The sequence below is a fragment of the Pseudomonas sp. 7SR1 genome (assembly GCF_900156465.1).
Lineage (GTDB): Bacteria > Pseudomonadota > Gammaproteobacteria > Pseudomonadales > Pseudomonadaceae > Aquipseudomonas.
In genome coordinates this window covers 814,638-833,311 of record NZ_LT707064.1, presented here as the reverse complement: position 1 = coordinate 833,311, position 18,674 = coordinate 814,638, and the positions used below count along the sequence as shown (strand labels likewise).

The 18,674-nt window shown below is 62.8% G+C and carries 14 protein-coding genes; 5 read left to right on the top strand and 9 right to left on the bottom strand.

Features of this window, described 5'->3' with window-relative positions:
- Window positions 1-56 precede the first annotated feature (56 nt).
- The 4 genes from fis to prmA form a co-directional block, all read right to left on the bottom strand.
- Window positions 57-377, bottom strand: coding sequence for a DNA-binding transcriptional regulator Fis (gene fis, locus BW992_RS03935; protein ID WP_025211617.1), 321 nt, complete (start codon window positions 375-377; stop codon window positions 57-59).
- The gene (gene dusB, locus BW992_RS03930) at window positions 374-1,381 is read right to left on the bottom strand and encodes a tRNA dihydrouridine synthase DusB (RefSeq protein ID WP_072397830.1); all 1,008 of its coding nucleotides are present in this window, start codon (window positions 1,379-1,381) and stop codon (window positions 374-376) included. Before dusB ends, fis begins: the two co-directional genes overlap by 4 nt.
- Before the next feature lie 184 nt (window positions 1,382-1,565).
- Window positions 1,566-2,795, bottom strand: coding sequence for a DUF3426 domain-containing protein (locus BW992_RS03925; RefSeq protein WP_072431725.1), 1,230 nt, complete (start codon window positions 2,793-2,795; stop codon window positions 1,566-1,568).
- A gap of 30 nt (window positions 2,796-2,825) precedes the next feature.
- Window positions 2,826-3,704 (bottom strand): 50S ribosomal protein L11 methyltransferase, encoded by an 879-nt coding sequence (prmA, locus tag BW992_RS03920; RefSeq protein ID WP_072397828.1) that lies wholly within the window; start codon window positions 3,702-3,704, stop codon window positions 2,826-2,828.
- A 321-nt stretch (window positions 3,705-4,025) separates the two neighbouring features.
- On the opposite strand from prmA, the gene BW992_RS03915 reads away from it, so the two are divergent.
- Entirely contained in the window at window positions 4,026-7,856 is a 3,831-nt protein-coding gene (locus tag BW992_RS03915; RefSeq protein WP_231991101.1) for a dermonecrotic toxin domain-containing protein, read from the top strand.
- A gap of 76 nt (window positions 7,857-7,932) precedes the next feature.
- On the opposite strand, the gene accC is transcribed toward BW992_RS03915, so the two are convergent.
- The 5 genes from accC to BW992_RS03890 all read right to left on the bottom strand — a co-directional run bounded on the left by accC (window position 7,933) and on the right by BW992_RS03890 (window position 14,126).
- The gene (accC, locus tag BW992_RS03910; RefSeq protein ID WP_072397826.1) at window positions 7,933-9,288 is read right to left on the bottom strand and encodes an acetyl-CoA carboxylase biotin carboxylase subunit; all 1,356 of its coding nucleotides are present in this window, start codon (window positions 9,286-9,288) and stop codon (window positions 7,933-7,935) included.
- A gap of 17 nt (window positions 9,289-9,305) precedes the next feature.
- Window positions 9,306-9,770, bottom strand: coding sequence for an acetyl-CoA carboxylase biotin carboxyl carrier protein (gene accB / locus BW992_RS03905; protein WP_076405638.1), 465 nt, complete (start codon window positions 9,768-9,770; stop codon window positions 9,306-9,308).
- A gap of 48 nt (window positions 9,771-9,818) precedes the next feature.
- Window positions 9,819-10,271 carry a type II 3-dehydroquinate dehydratase gene (aroQ, locus tag BW992_RS03900; RefSeq protein ID WP_072397824.1) on the bottom strand — a complete coding sequence of 151 codons (453 nt, stop codon included), beginning with the start codon at window positions 10,269-10,271 and terminating at the stop codon, window positions 9,819-9,821.
- Between the two features lie 186 nt (window positions 10,272-10,457).
- Window positions 10,458-11,225 carry a methyl-accepting chemotaxis protein gene (locus tag BW992_RS27420; protein ID WP_371264406.1) on the bottom strand — a complete coding sequence of 256 codons (768 nt, stop codon included), beginning with the start codon at window positions 11,223-11,225 and terminating at the stop codon, window positions 10,458-10,460.
- Window positions 11,226-12,455: 1,230 nt separating this feature from the next.
- Entirely contained in the window at window positions 12,456-14,126 is a 1,671-nt protein-coding gene (locus BW992_RS03890) for a diguanylate cyclase (RefSeq protein ID WP_072431727.1), read from the bottom strand.
- Window positions 14,127-14,400: 274 nt separating this feature from the next.
- On the opposite strand from BW992_RS03890, the gene BW992_RS03885 reads away from it, so the two are divergent.
- From BW992_RS03885 to speA, 4 genes are all read left to right on the top strand, one after another.
- Window positions 14,401-15,468 carry a DUF2333 family protein gene (locus BW992_RS03885; RefSeq protein WP_072397821.1) on the top strand — a complete coding sequence of 356 codons (1,068 nt, stop codon included), beginning with the start codon at window positions 14,401-14,403 and terminating at the stop codon, window positions 15,466-15,468.
- Between the two features lie 3 nt (window positions 15,469-15,471).
- The gene (locus tag BW992_RS03880; protein WP_072458609.1) at window positions 15,472-16,029 is read left to right on the top strand and encodes an NUDIX hydrolase; all 558 of its coding nucleotides are present in this window, start codon (window positions 15,472-15,474) and stop codon (window positions 16,027-16,029) included.
- 170 nt (window positions 16,030-16,199) lie between these two features.
- A complete protein-coding gene (locus BW992_RS03875; RefSeq protein WP_072397819.1) occupies window positions 16,200-16,571 on the top strand; it encodes a translation initiation factor Sui1 in 372 nt (123 codons plus the stop codon).
- Window positions 16,572-16,701: 130 nt separating this feature from the next.
- Window positions 16,702-18,615 (top strand): arginine decarboxylase, encoded by a 1,914-nt coding sequence (gene speA / locus BW992_RS03870; protein ID WP_072397818.1) that lies wholly within the window; start codon window positions 16,702-16,704, stop codon window positions 18,613-18,615.
- The last annotated feature ends 59 nt before the right edge of the window (window positions 18,616-18,674 follow it).

The window sequence follows — 18,674 nt, the reverse complement described above, 5'->3', positions numbered from 1 at the left end:
TCAGCAAAAAAGGCGACCGTTTTTTACGCGGGCGCCTTTCTGGTTTGATTGAATGCTTACAGCAGATCGTACTGCTTGAGTTTCTTGCGCAGGGTGCCGCGGTTCAGGCCCAGCAGCTCACTGGCCTTGGTCTGGTTGCCCTTGACGTAGTTCATCACGCTTTCGAGCAGGGGTGCCTCGACTTCCGAAAGCACCAGGTTGTACACATCCGTGACGGCAGCGCCCTCAAGGTGGGCGAAATAATTGTGCAGCGCCTTCTCGACGCTCCCGCGAAGGGTCTGACCCTCTTCGCTGGGCGTATTGAGGTGCTGTTTCAAATTCACGTTGTCGCTCACGGGTGTTATTCCACTCACTAAAGTCTCGGTCATCATCGTCATGCGGCCACCCCTTCGTCCCCTGTCAGGCTCTTGTAACGTTCAGCGAAGAAGGCCTGAACGTCGGCGCATTGTGCTTGCGTACCATCCAAACGATTGAAGCGGGCGCGAAACTCCCTGGCGCCCGGCAGGGTTGCGAGATACCAGCCCACATGCTTGCGAGCGATGCGTACGCCCATGACTTCTCCGTAGAAGGCATGCAGCGCGGCCAGATGCTCCAGCAGAATTCGTTCCACCTCGGACAATTGCGGCGCAGCGAGCTTTTCGCCGGTGCGCAGGAAATGTTCGATCTCACGGAAAATCCACGGCCGCCCCTGGGCGGCCCGGCCGATCAACAGGCCGTCGGCACCGGTCGCGTCCAGCACGTACCGGGCCTTCTCGGGCGAATCGATATCGCCATTGGCGAAGACCGGAATCGACACCGCCTGCTTGATCGCGGCGATGGTGTCGTACTCGGCCTCGCCGGTGTACAGGTCGGCACGGGTGCGGCCATGGACTGCCAGTGCCGTGATCCCCGCCTGTTCGGCGATCTTCGCCACCGTCAGGCCATTCCTGTTTTCCCGGTCCCACCCGGTGCGGATCTTCAGGGTCACCGGCACATCGACCGCGGCGACGACCGCCTGCAGGATCTCGGTAACCAGGGCCTCATCCTTCAACAGCGCGGAACCGGCAGCCTTGTTGCAGACTTTTTTCGCCGGGCAGCCCATGTTGATGTCGATGATCTGTGCCCCCAACGCCACGTTGGCCCGGGCCGCTTCCGCCAGCATCTGCGCATCGCCACCGGCGATCTGTACCGAGCGGGGCTCGGGATCGCCTTCGTGGACCATGCGCAGACGCGATTTGCGGGTGTTCCACAGCGTCATGTCACTGGTGACCATTTCCGAAACCACTAAACCTGCACCCAGTCGCTTGCACAGCTGACGAAAGGGCTGATCGGTGACGCCCGCCATGGGGGCGAGAACCAGACCGTTCTGCAATGTATATGGGCCGATGCGTACCGCCGACATAGGACTTCCCTGAAGTGGGGCCGGATCATGAGACTTCGAAAAAGGGTTGGCATGATACCCGCTCTCGATGACTGGATAAAGATCGAATTGGATAAAATCTGAACAGCTGATTCGTTATCGCCAGCGGTTTGGTCTGGGTGGGGTCGCCCAGAAAGCCGTCGTCATTCGCCTGACGCGGGTCGCCTCACTCGGGCGAGTGGAAGCTCAGACTGTAGTTCACCGCCTTGGGACCCGGGTCCAGGATATCCAGTGCGATGTGGATCGGTGTCTGCGGGGGCATTTCCCCAAGGCCTTCGACATCGCCGCCCAGGTACTCCCCGGGTTTGAAACGACGGCTGGCGATCAGGTGACCGTTAAGGTCGGCGAACCGCAGTTCCAGCAGAGGGAACGGCTGGGAGAAGGGCGCACGATTGTAGATGATCGCGTCCACCACCAGGGCGCCACTGAACTCCGGGTGGCTGCGTACCACCAGGTTGCTGCTTTTGATCTTCGCGATATCGACCTTGGATGGAACGTCGCAACCGATGACCGGGCAGACTTGCAGGAACCAGGGGCGATATTGATCCTGGCGGGCCAGTTCTTCGAAGTGATAGGCGATGTATTGTCCGGCCAGGGCCGCGGTGGCCAGCAGGATCAACAGGCTCCACAGCAAGCGTCGGCCCCATGGCGAGCGACGCTTGCGCCAGTCCAGCCGCAACGGGTCGTCGTCCAGGTCCTGCAGGACTTCGGCGCGAATCCCGGGTTCCTGGCGCTCGCGTTTCTTGCGCGGCGGCGTCGCCGGCTCCGGCTCTTCGTCGAGGTCGTCGGTGGCAGACAGGCGTTCGAGATGTTCACCGGGCTCGTCCACGGGCTCCAGGCGTAGCGGGGCGACAGGTTCGTCGTCCGGCTCCAGGGGCTCTAGGGTCAGGGACAGGGAAGGCTCGGTGCGCGGCGGTCGGGCGGGCTCATGAGGCGAGAACGGCTCGATCGGCGCCTGGGTGACGGCCTCGAAGCGCTCGGCGGGGGATTCGCTGTACAGGCTGTCGGACCAAGCCTCTTGCTCGTCGGACAGGGGATCGCGTTGTGCGCTCAGATTGTCTTCGCGGCGTCGACCGGCAGTGCCCGGCGCCCGTTTGTCGCGCCGTTCCAGGCGAGCCAGCTCCTTGTCCAGGTCATCGAGGTCCAGCTCGGCGGCGGTCCACTGTTTCTGGCTGATGGCACGGGGCGGCGCTTCGGTGGCGACAGGCTTGACCGGTGGGGCAATGGGGACAGCGGTTTCCTTGGCGGCGCGTTGTTCCAGCAATTGCCGTGCGGCATTGAACACCTGCAGGCACGAGCCGCAGCGAACCACCCCGCGCGCCACGCTCAATTGAGTATGGCTGACGCGGAAACTGGTGTGGCAATGCGGGCACTGGGTGACGAAGCTGTCGGTCATGCGGCAATCCGGTGGATACAGGCGGTCATTCTAGCGCCGACGTCCGGTGATGCGCACCCAGCCATCACGATCGGCGATCGGGTCCAGGTCAAAGTCCGCGGCATAAGCGGCGGCGACTTCCGCGCCCTGTTCGGCGAGGATGCCCGACAACGCAAGGCGCCCACCCGGCCTGACCAGGCTCGACAGTTGCGGGGCCAGGGAGACCAGCGGGCCGGCCAGGATGTTGGCCACCAGCACATCGGCCTGGACCTGTGGCAAGTCCTGCGGCAGATAAAGCGGGAAATGCTCAGGGTCGATGTTGTTGCGCCCGGCGTTGTCGCGAGAGGCTTCCAGGGCCTGGATGTCGATGTCGGTGCCCACCGCTTCCCTGGCGCCCAGCAGGAGCGCGGCAATGGCCAGGATGCCCGAGCCACAGCCGAAATCGAGCACGTTGCACCCTTTCAGGTCCTGGCCATCGAGCCATTCCAGGCACAGCGCGGTGGTCGGGTGGGTACCGGTGCCGAATGCCAGCCCCGGATCCAGCAGCAGGTTTACCGCGTCGGGTTCGGGCGCCGCGTGCCAGCTTGGCACGATCCACAGGCGCTGGCCGAAGCGCATCGGCTGGAAGTTGTCCATCCAACTGCGTTCCCAGTCCTGGTCTTCGATCACTTCGCTGTGATGTTCCGGCAGCGGGCTGCCGGTCAGCTCTTCGAGATGGGCCAGTACGCCAGCCGCCTCGGTGCCGCCTTCAAATAGCGCCAGCAAGTGGGTGTGGGCCCACAGCGGGGTGGTATTGAGTTCCGGTTCGAAGATCGGCTGGTCTTCGGCATCCATGAACGTTACCGACACGGCGCCTGCTTCGAGAAATGCGTCTTCGTAGGTTTCGGCTTGTTCCGGGCGGATGGCCAGGCGTACTTGCAGCCAAGGCATGGCGGGCACCTTTGGAAATAAATCTACAGGAGCAGCCCCAGGGCTGCGAAAGCTGCGCAGTGTACGCCAGGTCGAGGTCAAAGTGGATAAGCGTGGCTCGTCTCCTGGCCGATATACATATGTATGGCCCCGGCACGACGCGGGGCGGATAAGGTGCGGGTCCACACGACAGGGAGGAATGTGATGGACAACACTGCCGAACGGCAAGGGAAGGCGAACGGCACGGGGCCGGTGCCTTCCCCCCAGGGGGAAACTGCACAGGGCATTTTGCAGAAACTGACTCGATGGCAGGCTGCGCTCGATGCTCGATGGAACAGCCAGATGACTTTTCTGGAGGTGCTGGAGGAGCGTCTGCTAGTCGAGCTGCGCACACACTTTTACGAAGGCAACATCGATCCGCATTTCATAGGCACCCTGATGGACACGGTGCTGCAGCGATTGATCGACCGGGAACTGGTGGTCATCGATGAAGAGCAGGATGCGCCCTACCGTTGGGAGGGGGCGGCTGACCGGGGATTCGCGGCCGAGCGCCAGGAGGTCATCGCCCAGACAGTCGAAGGGGTCGCATCGGGTCTTGTCGATCACTACAAGGATTATCTGCGGCGCCATTGGCGGATGACTGGTCTCGACCCAGAGCTTGGAGAGAGGGTCGGGCAGCGACTCAACGAGCACATGGCTCTCATCGACCTGGCTTTCCAACCTGCCCGACTGGCGGGCCTGGGCGTCGATGAGCTCCGAGAGACGATCGAGCTGTTCCAGGATTCATGGCGTCGCGGCAATCGATTGACCGCCTTGGCTACGCCTTTGGAGCGACGGAGTCTTGAGGCAATGACTCGCGGGCAGTTGCCTGACTGGCTGCGAACCCTGGGCGAGGCCGAGCGTACGCAACTGGAGACGTTGCAGGAGCAGTCCACCCAAGCGGCGGCGCTGGTGGATGAATTGCTCGATGGCCTGGGTTCGCTACGGGCCTTTGCGCGGCAACTGGCCAGGGAGTACGTCAGGCATGAGCTGGACATGGAAGTCGAGCCGGACAGTATTCGCGTGCAGTTGCTGTGGCGAACCGTCATCGACCAGCCGGTGCGGGCCCACAGCCTGAGCGAGCTGTTGACGGTGGGGCCGTTGAGGCAGGACAGCGTCTCGGTGTTCCTGGTGGAAAACGGCGGCATGTTGCGCAACCAGCCTCTTTCATCCGCCTTCATTACTCAGTTGCTGACCCAGGTGGACGCTCCGGCCGGCTACCGGCAGGCGCTGGTCAGCCGCTATGGCCGCGACGACCTGAAGGACGCCTTGTTCGACTGGTTCGTGGCGCGGCTTCTGCATAGCGCGTTCGTCGCCCGTTGCGCGGGCCATTTGAAACCTGCCCACCATGACGCGGTGAAAGCCCTGTGTACAGGCGGCCCCATGGTACAGGCGGGCAGCCTTTTCCAGGTGGCCGGGGTAGTGCTGCCAAACGCATTGAAATGCACTGACGTCCTGCTGTTCTATCGCCATGACCTGCAAGGTGATCTGCTGCTGTATGCCCCGGACAAGCCGGATGGCCAGGAGTGGATCGAGCTGCCATCGCTGTGGGCGGTCAGCGTGGAGATCGGCGGTTGGACCCGAAGTGAAGCGGGTCGCGAATATTTGTTGCAGCGGATTTCTCCAGCCGATCGGAGCGTGGCCCGGGAATACTTTGCCAAGGTGGCGGACAAGCCATCGTTCTGGAACGCCAGCAAGGATCCCAGGGCCACGGTGACCGGCTTCCAGGCCTGCGTGGGTGACATCGTCGCAACCGGCCTTGCCCACAACCTCGCGCAAGTGGAGCAGGACGAATCGCCTCTTTGGTACAGCGCGCTACCCCTGGAGTCACGGCGTAACATCAGCAGCTTGAGCCAGGAGCTCCTGAGGCATCAGCAGGTGTTCGACAAAGCGCTTGCGGGCTATGAAGTGTTCGCCGATTTCGCCAGGCGCGTCGTCACCCAGGCGATCGCACCCTACATGCGCAGCAAGGGTGTCCAGGAGCCGGTGGACCCCGCGACGGTGCTCATCGACTACAGCCCCGGGCTGGCGGGTGGCAAGACGCAGGTCGCCAGCCTGCTGGATCTCGCCATCTACGGCTATGACGACAACTCAGGGATCGACCATCCCGCAAAAGGTGTGCGCTCATCGGTGGGGCAGGACCTGAGCCAGGTTCGCAGTGCGGAGCTGGCGTCGTATCTGCGGCGGGCGTATCTGGGCGAGCAATATGCGGCGCAGGTCCGTGCCCGGTTTCTCGACGCCAGCACTCCGCAGTACGCCAGGCGGCGCAGTGCCTACCGCAATCTGCTGCTGACCCGGATGGACCGCGACCTGCGTGTCGCAACAGGCAAGTCCCAGCTCAGCGCCGACGAATTCTGGTGGCTTACACGCCAGGTCACCCTGCTGAGCGAGTCGGTGCCCACGGTCGGCCCGCTCTACTCGGGCTCGCTGGTGCAGCGCGAAGGCGTGATCAGGTTCTCCGTGGGTGGCCATATCGTCATGGGTGTCTACGTCTTTACCTACTTCGATCCGAAGGGTTTTTCCTGGTTGTACACGCCTGACGCTCCGGACGGCGTCACGTTCCGCCCGTACCGCGATTTCACCGGCAAGGTCGTCGCGCGTCTGCATGACTACGTGCTGGCGCGAGTCGCACTCGCTGCGCGCACGGCCGTCAGGCGCTCGCTGTTGGTCCTGCAGGCATCGAAAGGTGGCCTCGATACCTTGCGCGAGTTCAATCGGGTGATCGATATCCGGACTGAGTTCGATGCCTGGGTAGAGCGCGCCATCAGCGATGTGGAAGATGTCACCAAAAGCCGCGCCGTGGTAATCAGGGAGCAGGTGATCAAGGGGCTGCTGTTTGCGTCTGCCCCCGTGTGCCTGGTGTACCCGCCCTTTGCCCTGCTGCTGGATGCGGTCTTCATCGCCGCCAGCGTCAGGCAGGCCGCCGAGGCGCATGGGCAAGGCGACACGGATCGCGCCCTGGCTTACTGGCTGATGGCCTCCTGGGGCGTATTCTTCGCCGCGCTGGGAGCCGGAACCCTTGCCTCCCTGGTGGGCAATGGAGCCAGGAGCCTGAAACAGGTCATGACGCCGATGTCATTGTCCGCGCAGCGTTTGCGGCGCGTGGCGCCGGTCATCGCCAAGGACACCGGGCCGGTCGTCCGGCCCATCCGTTTCAAGCCAAGGCAGGCGGTCGGCAAAACCCCTGGGAATCTGGAGCGGGTGACCGATGAAGGCCTCTTCCAGGGTACCTATCGCAGCCCCTCCAGCGCGTCGCAGCCGCAAAACAAGTACTACATACGCAGCAAGGGCAAGTACTACCAGGTGAAAGAGGACCCTTACTTCGGTGGCCTGTGCCTGGTGGACGCCAGTCGTCCCGATGCCTTGTACAAACTGCCCATCCGCAGGATGGGGGATGGCAAGTGGGTGCACGACAAAGTCGGCTTGAGGGGCGGCGCCGACGATGTGCTGGTCCTCGGGCGCGTGAAGGACCTGCGCGAAGCGTTTCCTGGCCATGTCTACCCGGATGTATCGAGGGGCGCCTTGCAGGGCGAGGCGGTGGTGGCAAGGTTCAGCGAATCGGTGGCGGACAACTATCTGTTCTCGCTGAACGCCCAGACATGCGTAATCGCTTCGTTGTATAACCCGAGCACCAGGGTGGGGGCCGTCATCCATTTCGATCACAATATCCGCGCCCTCATCGAGCGCAGCCTGGGGGATGTGATCCGGCGCCTGGGCGGTGCGGCCAAGGATATCCGCGCCACGCTGGCGGGGGGAGATTGGCTGACGGGGGCTGACATTGGCGGTCGAGTGAGGTCGGCGATGAGGCGCAAGGGGTTGCGACCCACCTGGGATCACTGGTCGTATTCATCCTGCTTCGGCAATACCTATGGAGTCTCGCTGGACCTGCGCAGCGGTATGACCTCGGTCTTCAAGACCTCTCGCAGCCAGGTCGAGCGCTATTACATCCCGGTGCTGGCCAGGGCGAAGAAGAGTTCCGACCCGGTGTCGGCGCGGGCGCGCGAATTCATGGCGCGCGTACGCAGCGAACCGCTGGCGGCCAGTGCCAACGGTGCGGTGCTCACCTTCCAGGGCCGACCTGCGACCTCGGCCCAGATCGAGGCACACGCGTTCCCCACGGTGGCGCTGAGCTGACCCGTTCATCGTCACTGGGAAAGGAAAAAAAAGACCCCGGCCAACGGACCGGGGTCTTTTTTACATCACACGGGCATCAATGCTGGTTGGCCAGCTTGTGCTCCAGGTAATGGATGTTGACGCCACCTTCGCAGAAGCCTTCGTCGCGGGTCAGGTCGCGGTGCAGCGGGATATTGGTCTTGATCCCGTCCACCACGATTTCGTCCAGCGCATTGCGCATGCGCGCCATGGCTTCGTCGCGGGTCGCCCCGTAGGTGATCAGCTTGCCGATCAACGAGTCGTAGTTCGGCGGAACGGCATAACCGCTGTACAGGTGCGAGTCGACACGAACGCCGTTGCCGCCCGGGGCATGGAAATGCTTGACCGTGCCTGGGCTTGGCATGAAGGTTTTCGGGTCTTCGGCGTTGATCCGGCACTCCAGTGCGTGACCGCGAATGACCACGTCATCCTGGGTGAACGACAGCTTGTTGCCGGCGGCGATGCTGAGCATCTCCTTGACGATGTCGATACCGGTGACCATTTCCGAAACCGGGTGCTCCACCTGAACACGGGTGTTCATTTCGATGAAGTAGAAACGACCGTTCTCGTACAGGAACTCGAAGGTACCGGCGCCGCGATAGCCGATGTCGATGCAGGCCTTGACGCAACGGGCCAGCACTTCCTGGCGTGCCTTCTCGTCGATGCCCGGTGCAGGCGCTTCTTCGAGGACCTTCTGGTGACGACGTTGCAGCGAGCAGTCGCGGTCGCCCAGATGGATGGCGTGGCCCTGGCCATCGGACAGTACCTGGACTTCGACGTGGCGTGGGTTGGTCAGGAATTTTTCCAGATAGACCATCGGGTTGCCGAACGCCGCGCCCGCTTCGGAGCGGGTCAGCTTCGCCGAGGAAATCAGGTCTTCTTCCTTGTGGACCACGCGCATGCCGCGACCACCGCCGCCGCCAGCGGCCTTGATGATCACCGGATAACCGACTTCGCGACCGATGCGCAGGGCGGTTTCCTCGTCCTCAGGCAGCGGGCCGTCGGAACCTGGAACGGTGGGTACGCCGGCCGCGATCATCGCGTGCTTGGCCGAAACCTTGTCGCCCATCAGGCGGATGGTTTCGGCTTTCGGGCCGATGAAGGCAAAACCGGAGTTCTCGACCTGTTCGGCGAAATCGGCGTTTTCCGCCAGGAAGCCATAGCCTGGGTGAATGGCGGTGGCGCCGGTCACTTCGGCCGCGGCGATGATCGCCGGGATGTGCAGGTAGGAATGCGCGGCCGATGCCGGACCGATGCAGACGGACTCGTCTGCCAGGCCCAGGTGCATCAGTTCCTTGTCGGCCTTGGAATAAACGGCGACGGTCTTGATGCCCATCTCTTTGCAGGCGCGCAGGATTCGCAGGGCGATTTCACCGCGGTTCGCGATCAGGACTTTTTCCAGCTTCGCAGTCATCAAAGGCTCTCCGCGGTTCAAACGATGGTGAACAGCGGTTGGTCGTACTCAACCGGCTGGCCGTCTTCAACGAGGATGGACTCGATCACACCGCTGGTTTCAGCTTCGATGTGGTTCATCATCTTCATGGCTTCGACGATGCACAGGGTGTCGCCTTTCTTCACGGTCTGGCCCACTTCAACGAAGGACGGCGAGGTTGGGGACGACTTGCGATAGAAAGTGCCTACCATTGGCGAGCGAGCGACGGTGCCGTTGAGCGCAGGCGCGGCGGCAGCGGCTGGAGCAGCAGCAACTGCAGCAGGTGCGGCCGGAGCCGGTGCGGCGGCCGGAGCCTGCACAGGGGCCGGGGCGTAGTACTGCTGGGCCGGAGTCTTGCTGTGACGGCTGATACGTACGGACTCTTCGCCTTCCTTGATCTCGAGCTCGTCGATGCCGGACTCTTCCAGCAATTCGATCAGTTTCTTAACTTTACGGATATCCATGAATCATCAACTCCCAAGGGTCGGTCAGGGGCGTTTAACGCTTGTTGTTCAAGCTGTTGCCTGTCTTTCAAGCTGCTCTAGGGCGGCCTCCAGGGCCAGTCGGTAACCACTGGCGCCAAGGCCGCAGATCACTCCTACCGCTACATCGGAGAAATAGGAGTGATGGCGGAAAGGTTCGCGTTTGTGCACGTTGGACAAATGCACTTCGATGAATGGGATGCTCACCGCCAGCAGCGCGTCACGTAATGCGACACTTGTATGCGTAAAAGCTGCGGGATTGATCAGAATGAAGTCCACGCCTTCGTCGCGGGCGGCATGAATGCGGTCGATCAGTTCGTACTCGGCGTTGCTTTGCAGATAGAGCAAATGATGGCCGGCGGTGCGGGCCCGCTGCTCCAGATCCTGGTTGATCTGAGCGAGCGTGACGGCCCCGTAGACGCCCGGTTCGCGGGTGCCAAGCAGGTTCAGGTTGGGTCCATGCAGGACCAATAGGGTCGCCATCTGCTGTTCCTTGTTATCCGTGAGCAGGTGTCAGAACCCGGCGACTATGCCGCAAAGCCTTTATGACTGTCCAGTTCTCGGCAATAGCCAGCACGATGACCGATGTTTGCGCGAAATTTGTGACCGTGCTCTAAAAACCGGTCATCCGTTGGCGCAAAAGCCTGGATTGGCAGGCTGTGCCGCGAGTCAGACGCGAAAGGCTTGCACGGCGGTGTGCAGGCGCCCACCCAGGACCAACAGGTTGTCACCCTGTTCCCGGCCCTGGCCGATGCGCAGCAGGTTTTCCCCGCCCAGTTGGTGGATGCGTTCGCTGTGATCGCGAATCTCGCTGACCGCGCCGCTCTGTTGGGCGGTGACGTCGGCGATGCGCACCGCGGTGTCGGCGATGGTCTGGATGGCATCGACGATCTTGTCCAGTGCACCGTCGGCCGCTTGGGCCTGGTTGGCGGTGGCCTCGGCGTGTTCGACTTGGGCGCGCATGCCGTCCACGGACTGGCGTGCGGCCAGTTGCAGGCGCGCGATCAGGGCCTGGATCTCGGCCGTGGCCCCTGCGGTACGCTGCGCCAGGGAGCGCACTTCCTCGGCCACCACCGCGAACCCCCGGCCCATTTCCCCGGCTCGAGCGGCTTCGATGGCGGCGTTGAGGGCCAGCAGGTTGGTCTGGTCGGCGATCGAGCGGATCACCGTCAGCACGCCGCCAATGGTGGCCGATTCCTCGGCCAGTTGTTCGATCATCTGCGCGTTGCCTTGCACCTCGCCCACCAGTGCATGCAGCCCGGTGAGGCTCAGGCCAATGACTTTCTGCCCCTGTTCCACAGCGTGTCCGGCGCTGCGGCTGGCCTGCGCGGCCTGGCTGGCGTCACCGGCCACTTGCTGGATGGTCGCCTCCAGTTCACTGAGGGAATCGCGGATCAGTGCCGTGTCGCCGGCCTGGTGCTCCGCGCCGCTGTGCATTTGCGCACTCAGCTCGGCCAGGGCCCGGCTGCTGCCGGCGACCTGCTCGGCATTCAAATGGATGGCCCCTACCAGGTCTGTCAGATAAGCGCGCAGTCGATTGAGCGATGCCTCGATGTCCCGCAACTCACGGTTGCTGGCGCCGACATGGATATCGCGACTGAAGTCGCCTTCGGCCCAGGTCGATAGCGCGGGCGCCAGGTGTGTCAGGGTCCGGGCCAGGCGTCGTTGCAGGGTATCGATAAGCAGGGCGATCAGCAGGATCAGGCCGATCATCACGCCTTGGATCAAGCGGACCTCTCCTTGGATCTGTCCGTGCTGGGCACGCACAGCGGGCTCCATGGCATCAATGGCCTGCTGCACATCGGCGGTTTTCAGGTGCGTGGCGTTGCTCAACTCGGTGCGCTTCTGGATCAGTGCCTGGGTGCGTCCCAGCTCTGCCGGATAACGGCCAAGCAGGCTGTTGAGTTCACGCTTGAGGGCAATGCCGGCGTCTTCGGCGGCGGTCTTTTCCTGGGTTTCCAGACCCATCAGTGCGGCGAAGTCATCGCTGCCGGATTCGCTGCTGGCCGTTACGCCGAGCAACGGAAGGCTATCGATCTGTTCGGCCTGGGTGCGGATATTGGCCAATTCCCGTTCGACGTCGGCGGCCAGTTCGCTGCGGCCGCCGCTGACCATTTTTTCCCGGGTCAGCGACAGCCGGCCCACATGCTGCGATGCGGCGAACAGTGGGGCCAGGTAGGCGGGTGCACCGTTGGCGTATTGGGCGAGGCGGTCCAGGTTGGCGCTCAGCTCACGTTCGGCCTGCAGCAGCAGGGCCTGGGGATCTGCGGCCAGTTTGCCGGCGGCCAGCAGATCGTTCTTGCTGAAGCCATCGAGGCTCGACAGGCTCGGGCGCAGGCCCTGTGCCAGTTCCGGCGGGAACTGGTCCAGATCCTGTTGCAAGGTTTCGAGGGCCTGGGTGGCGGCGCTCAGGCGCAGGGCGTCGCCGCTGGCCAGATAGTCCTCGATGTTGCGAGCCACCTCGCCCTGGAATTGCCGTGACAGCCCCAGGTAACGCTCCATCAGCAAATAGGGGCGCTCCAGGGCGATCTGAGACCACCAGAGCGTGGCGCCGAGGCCAAGACACACGGCCACCAAAAGGAGGGTATTGAGGTTCGTCAGCAGCTTCAGGCGCATCGGGGTCTACCGGGGGCAGAATCGTAAGTGCCTGAATTTATTGCGCCTTGGTTACAGGTTTATGACTGAATCGGTGGATTCCGATGAAAAAGTGGCACTTTGCTTTGATTGGTGCGCGCTCTGCACCCGATTACGGCCGGCATGCTTGGCGCGGTACAGCGCTGCATCCGCCTGGCTGGCCATCATCAGGCTGTCGGACGTTTCGCTCATTTCCACCACCCCGGCACTGAATGTGCACCAGAGGTCATGGGGCTGGGCCGGATAGTGGATTTCGGCAAAGCGCTGGCGAATTTCATCCAGTACCGTGCATGCGGCGTCGATATCAGTGTCGGGCATGACAATGGCGAACTCCTCGCCGCCATAACGGCCGATGAAATCGGTCTTGCGCAGCCGCTGCTTGAGGAACAGCGCCAGGCTCTTGATGACCCGATCGCCCATGGGGTGGCCGTGGCTGTCGTTGACTCGCTTGAAGTGGTCGATGTCCAGCATGGCGAAGCTCAGGGGCTTGCCTTCGCGACGAGCGCGGAAGCAACAGTCTTCGAGCAACTGCAGGATATGGGTGTGGTTGTACAGCCCCGTAAGGCTGTCGCGAACCATCCGCGCCTTGAGATTGCGCGCCCGGGCCGCGCGGTTGCGCACGGTGGTGATCAGGTGCCGCGGCTTGATCGGCTTGGTCAGGAAGTCGTCGCCGCCCTCGCTCATGGCATCGAGTTGCTTGTCCAGGTCATCTTCGGCGGACAGATAGATGATGGGCACGCTGACATAGCGGTCATTGTGACGGATCACCTTCGCCAGTTCCGTACCGGTGCAGGCAGGCATGTACATGTCGAGGATGATCAGGTCTGGCTGGAAATCGGCCAGTTCGGCCATGGCCTGGATCGGCTCGATCAACGTGCGGGTCACGATGCCGGCGCTGTTGAGCAGGCGCTCGGTGTGCAGGGCCTGGGCGCGGGAGTCGTCGATGATCAGCACTTTATAGGGCTCGTACTGGGCCACGCAGGTCAGCACTTCGATCTTTTCCAGCAGGCTCGAGGCTTCCAGGGTTCCGGTCAGGAACTCCTGTCCACCGGCCCGCACCGCCGCCAGGCGGGTCGGGGTGTCGGTTTCCAGCAAGCTGAAGAACAGCAGCGGCAACGGCTGCTCCAGGCCTTGCTGGGCTTCGGCGGCCAGTTTCAGGCCGATACCGGGGCCGCTGAAATCCACATCCATGACGATCGCTGCGGGGAGGCGCTCCACCATCGAGGCGCGAAACGCCGCGACACTTTCCAGGGCCTGGGCGCTGAGGCCGAAGAATTCCAGCTGCTTGGCCAGTCGTTCGGCACGGTCATGGTCTTGCAGTAGCACATAGATAGGCTTGCGCAGCGGCGGCAGGAAGGTTTGTTCGAGCTGATCGCCATGACGCAGGCCGGTGCGGGACAGGCGCTGCATCAAGCGATTGATTTCAGTGATCAGGTGGCTGCTCAGTCGTCCGCGATTGGCATCCACCGCTTGCAGCGACTGGCTGATGCCCTGGGCCAACTGGGTATGCTCCGGTTGCTCGAAGCGCTCGGCGAAACGCTGCAGGCGCAGGGTGGCTTCGCTGAGCTCCGACAGATCGGTGCTGGACCATTCGCTGCGTTGCAGGCGCTGCCATATCTCCAGGATCTGGCGAGCCTGATGAATTACCCGCTGGGCAAAGTGGTGCTTGAGGCGCTCACGGCTGGGGTCTTCTGGCTCGGTCATATCCTGACTACTAGTTAGGGTGCATGCTGAGGTCGACTGGTGGCTCTATGCTAGCACCTCTTTTCCCTCGCATGAGTGTCATACGTCAATAATCTGCCTCGGGATGAAATTCAGTTTCTGACCCAATGGTCATCATAGGCCGATGACGGCGCTTCCTTTATAGTGGCGGTCCGATTGCCTCGCCCTGGCTGGCGTGATTCCGCGTTTCAAGTCAGGCACGATGGCGTAGGGTTGTGGTCGAACCGTGAACTCAAGTGATTGAAGGGACATCGCCATGCTGGACTGGAAAAACCGCGCGGGCAGCGCGCCTGAACGTGCCGCCGAGCCGAAATCGGCCACCCGCAGCTACCTGGGCGGGCTGTTCTTCAGCCGCGCGCTGGCCACGCTGGTGGGCCTGTACCTGCTGGTGACCATCGCCATCGGTTGGTACTGGAGCCAGGAGCCGTCCCTGTTCCCGGTACAGCAGAATGCCCAGGCGGCCGCCGAGAAGGACGGCCGGCAGATGGTGGTGGGCTATACCACTGTCGAGACCCTCAAGAGCGTCGCTGGAACCCTGCTGACCAAGCCGGGCGGCTATATTTCCAACGACCGGTTCCCTCCAGGCCTGTGGATGGACAACATGTCGAGCTGGGAATACGGCGTGCTGGTCCAGGTCCGCGACCTGAGCCGTGCCTTGCGCAAGGACTTCGCCCGTTCCCAGTCCCAGTCCGCCGAGGACGCCGACCTGGCCAAGGCCGAGCCGCGCTTCAACTTCGACAATCGCAGCTGGGTGCTGCCCTCCAGCGAGTCGGAATACCAGGAGGGCATCAACTCCTTGAGCCGATACCAGGCACGCCTGTCCGACCCCAGCCAGAAAAGCGCCCTGTTCTACGCCCGTGCCGACAACCTGAACAACTGGCTGGGTGACGTCGGCACCCGCCTGGGCTCGCTGTCCCAGCGGCTGTCGGCCAGTGTCGGTCGGGTCAAGCTCAATACCGCATTGAAAACCGAGGCCCCTGCGCCGGGCCAGGTGCCGGAAGTCGACGAAGAACGTGTCGAAACCCCGTGGCTGCAGATCGATAACGTGTTCTATGAAGCTCGCGGCCAGGCCTGGGCGCTGTCCCACCTGCTGCGGGCCATCGAGGTGGACTTCGCCGATGTGCTGGCGAAGAAGAACGCCACGGTCAGCGTGCGCCAGATCATCCGCGAGCTGGAAGCGTCCCAGGAGCCGATCTGGAGCCCGATGATCCTCAATGGCAGTGGCTTCGGCGTCCTGGCGAACCATTCGCTGGTCATGGCCAACTACATTTCCCGTGCCAACGCGGCGGTGATCGACTTGCGGCAGTTGCTGAACCAGGGCTGATCCATGAACGAAAGCGCCCGGGAGGCCGCCCATCGGGTGGCCTCGGATGCCGAGCTGATCGCTTGGGTCGACGAAAACGATAACCTGCTGGGCAGCCTGGTGCGCTCGGAACTGCGGGAACGTGGCCTGATCGGACGCGGCACCTACATCATGCTGTTCAATTCGGCCGGTGAGCTGTGCGTTCACCGCCGGACCATGAGCAAGGCGATCTATCCCGGTTTCTGGGATGTGGCTGCGGGCGGAATGGTGCAGGCGAACGAGACCTACGCCGAGTCGGCGGCCCGCGAGCTGGCGGAAGAACTGGGGGTGAGCGGCGTTCCACTCATGGCCCACGACCATTTCTACTTCGAAGACCCCGGCAGCCGGCTATGGTGCTCGGCGTTCTCGGCGGTGTGGGACGGCCCTCTGGTCCTGCAGCCGGAAGAGGTGCTCGAGGCGCGTTTCCTGTCCATCGGGCAGGTGCTGGAAGAAATCCGGTGCAAGCCTTATTGCCCGGACTCCCTGGCGGCCCTGGAGCGCTATTTGCGGGTCCATGGCGAGGGCGTCGCAAAGAAGCAGTAAATTGGCGCCGATTGGCTCTTAGCAAGTCGGCTTTTTGCCGTTACACTGCGCGACTTTTCAAGCTGGACCGGCGTCTGCCGGTCCAGTAGCGCTGCCCCTGCCTGAGTGGGGCTTCGCGGTCGGGGCACTGCTTGTCTCGGCCAGTCTTTGTCCTCCCGAGAGGATTGCCGGTGGCCAAAAAAGCCGCATCCTTCGCCGCCCTGGGTGGCCTGGTATTTTCTACCGACGCCGGTCGTCATTGCCCTGATTGCCGCCAGCCGGTGGATGCCTGCATCTGCAAACAGACCGTCATCCCCGCCGGGGATGGTATCGCCCGCGTGCGCCGCGAAAGCAAAGGTCGCGGCGGCAAGACGGTGACCACCATCACCGGCGTGCCGTTGGCCGAGGACGCGCTCAAGGAACTGGCTACTACGTTGAAGAAACGCTGTGGCACCGGTGGCGCGTTGAAAGACGGTGTCATCGAGATCCAGGGCGATCACGTCGAGCTGCTGCTGGCCGAACTGGCCCGGCACGGTTTCAAGGCGAAAAAATCCGGCGGCTGAACGGCTTTCTAAACTCAGCCCGGTGAGCAAGGTCTACCCTGCTGACAGGCAATTCGTCATCTTCACTCTCCAGACTGCGCCGGCCTCTGACCGGATGGCGCATTTTCGACTTCATTCATAGGGGACTTCGATGTCCGTACGACGCACACGCAAAGACGATGGCAGCCAATGGACAGTTGCGGACAGCCGCAGTGTTTACGGGATTCGCCATTGGGGGGCCGGGTATTTCGCGATCAATGACGCCGGTCGCGTAGAAGTCCGTCCGAACGGTCCCGACAGTTCACCCATCGACCTGTTCGAACAGGTCGACCAGCTGCGCCAGAGTGGCCTTTCCCTACCTCTGCTGGTGCGCTTTCCAGACATCCTGCAAGACCGTGTGCGCCAGCTTACCGGTGCATTCGACAGCAACATCGCGCGTCTGGAATACCAGAGCCAATACACCGCGCTTTATCCCATCAAGGTCAACCAGCAGGAAGCGGTGATCGAGAACATCATCGCGACCCAGAACGTTTCCATCGGCCTGGAAGCCGGTTCCAAGCCGGAGCTGCTGGCGGTGCTGGCCCTGGCGCCCAAGGGCGGGACCATTGTCTGCAACGGCTACAAGGATCGCGAGTTCATCCGCCTGGCGCTGATGGGCCAGAAGCTGGGTCACAACGTGTTCATCGTGATCGAGAAAGAATCCGAAGTCGGCCTGGTGATCGAAGAGGCCGCGTCCCTCAAGGTCAAGCCACAGGTTGGCCTGCGGGTTCGCCTGTCGTCCCTGGCCTCGAGCAAGTGGGCCGATACCGGTGGCGAGAAATCCAAGTTCGGTCTCTCTGCCGCCCAGTTGCTGTCGGTGGTGGAGCGTTTCCGCGGCGCCGGCCTGGACCAGGGGATCCGCCTGCTGCACTTCCACATGGGTTCGCAGATCGCCAACCTGGCGGACTACCAGCATGGCTTCAAGGAAGCGATCCGTTACTACGGCGAGCTGCGCAACCTCGGCCTGCCGGTGGATCACATCGACGTCGGCGGTGGCCTGGGCGTGGACTACGACGGAACCCATTCGCGCAACGCCAGCTCGATCAACTACGACATGGACGACTACGCTGGTGTCGTGGTCGGCATGCTCAAGGAATTCTGCGACGCCCAGGGCTTGCCGCATCCGCACATCTTCTCCGAAAGCGGTCGCTCCCTGACCGCCCACCACGCGATGCTGGTGGTGCAGGTGACTGATGTCGAGAAGCATCACGACGACGTGCCGGTGATCGAAAACAAGGAAGCCTTGCCCGAAACCGTGCAATGGCTGGTCGATCTGCTGGGGCCGACCGATATCGAGATGGTCACCGAAACCTACTGGCGCGCCACCCACTACATGAGCGACGTGGCCGCCCAGTACGCCGACGGCAAACTGACCCTGGCGGAGAAAGCCCTCGCCGAACAGTGCTACTTCGCCGTGTGCCGTCGCCTGCACAACTCCCTCAAGGCCCGCCAGCGTTCCCACCGCCAGGTGCTGGACGAGCTCAATGACAAGCTTGCGGACAAGTACATCTGCAACTTCTCGGTCTTCCAGAGCCTGCCGGACACCTGGGCCATCGGCCAGGTGCTGCCGATCCTGCCGCTGCACCGCCTAGACGAAGAGCCGCTGCGTCGTGCCGTGCTGCAAGACCTGACCTGCGACTCCGACGGCAAGATCAAGCAGTACGTCGACGAGCAGAGCATCGAGACCAGCCTGCCGGTGCACTCCCTCAACCCGGGTGAAGACTACCTGCTGGGTATCTTCCTGGTGGGGGCCTACCAGGAAATTCTCGGCGACATGCACAACCTGTTCGGTGACACCGACTCGGTGAACATCTACCAGAATGCCGACGGCAGCGTGTACCACGCCGGTATCGAAACCCACGACACCATCGAGGACATGCTGCGCTACGTGCACCTGTCGCCGGAGGAGTTGATGACCCACTACCGCGACAAGTGCGCCAGCGCCCGCATCAGCGCCGCCGAGCGGACCCAGTTCCTCGACGCCTTGCGCCTGGGGTTGACCCGTTCGTCCTACCTGTCTTCCTGAGCGGAGCCTGAAGCGCCCGGTGGTGGGGGAATATTCCCTCGCCGCCGAAAGCTTTTCGG

What these genes read in the sequence shown, in the direction of transcription:
- accC (WP_072397826.1), bottom strand. Translation starts at nt 9,288, where the DNA reads ATGACTGCGAAGCTGGAAAAAGTCCTGATCGCGAACCGCGGTGAAATC.
- BW992_RS03880 (WP_072458609.1), top strand. Translation starts at nt 15,472, where the DNA reads ATGAACGAAAGCGCCCGGGAGGCCGCCCATCGGGTGGCCTCGGATGCC.
- fis (WP_025211617.1), bottom strand. Translation starts at nt 377, where the DNA reads ATGACGATGATGACCGAGACTTTAGTGAGTGGAATAACACCCGTGAGC.
- accB (WP_076405638.1), bottom strand. Translation starts at nt 9,770, where the DNA reads ATGGATATCCGTAAAGTTAAGAAACTGATCGAATTGCTGGAAGAGTCC.
- BW992_RS03925 (WP_072431725.1), bottom strand. Translation starts at nt 2,795, where the DNA reads ATGACCGACAGCTTCGTCACCCAGTGCCCGCATTGCCACACCAGTTTC.
- BW992_RS03890 (WP_072431727.1), bottom strand. Translation starts at nt 14,126, where the DNA reads ATGACCGAGCCAGAAGACCCCAGCCGTGAGCGCCTCAAGCACCACTTT.
- prmA (WP_072397828.1), bottom strand. Translation starts at nt 3,704, where the DNA reads ATGCCTTGGCTGCAAGTACGCCTGGCCATCCGCCCGGAACAAGCCGAA.
- BW992_RS03915 (WP_231991101.1), top strand. Translation starts at nt 4,026, where the DNA reads ATGACTTTTCTGGAGGTGCTGGAGGAGCGTCTGCTAGTCGAGCTGCGC.
- BW992_RS27420 (WP_371264406.1), bottom strand. Translation starts at nt 11,225, where the DNA reads ATGCACAGCGGCGCGGAGCACCAGGCCGGCGACACGGCACTGATCCGC.
- aroQ (WP_072397824.1), bottom strand. Translation starts at nt 10,271, where the DNA reads ATGGCGACCCTATTGGTCCTGCATGGACCCAACCTGAACCTGCTTGGC.
- speA (WP_072397818.1), top strand. Translation starts at nt 16,702, where the DNA reads ATGTCCGTACGACGCACACGCAAAGACGATGGCAGCCAATGGACAGTT.
- dusB (WP_072397830.1), bottom strand. Translation starts at nt 1,381, where the DNA reads ATGTCGGCGGTACGCATCGGCCCATATACATTGCAGAACGGTCTGGTT.
- BW992_RS03885 (WP_072397821.1), top strand. Translation starts at nt 14,401, where the DNA reads ATGCTGGACTGGAAAAACCGCGCGGGCAGCGCGCCTGAACGTGCCGCC.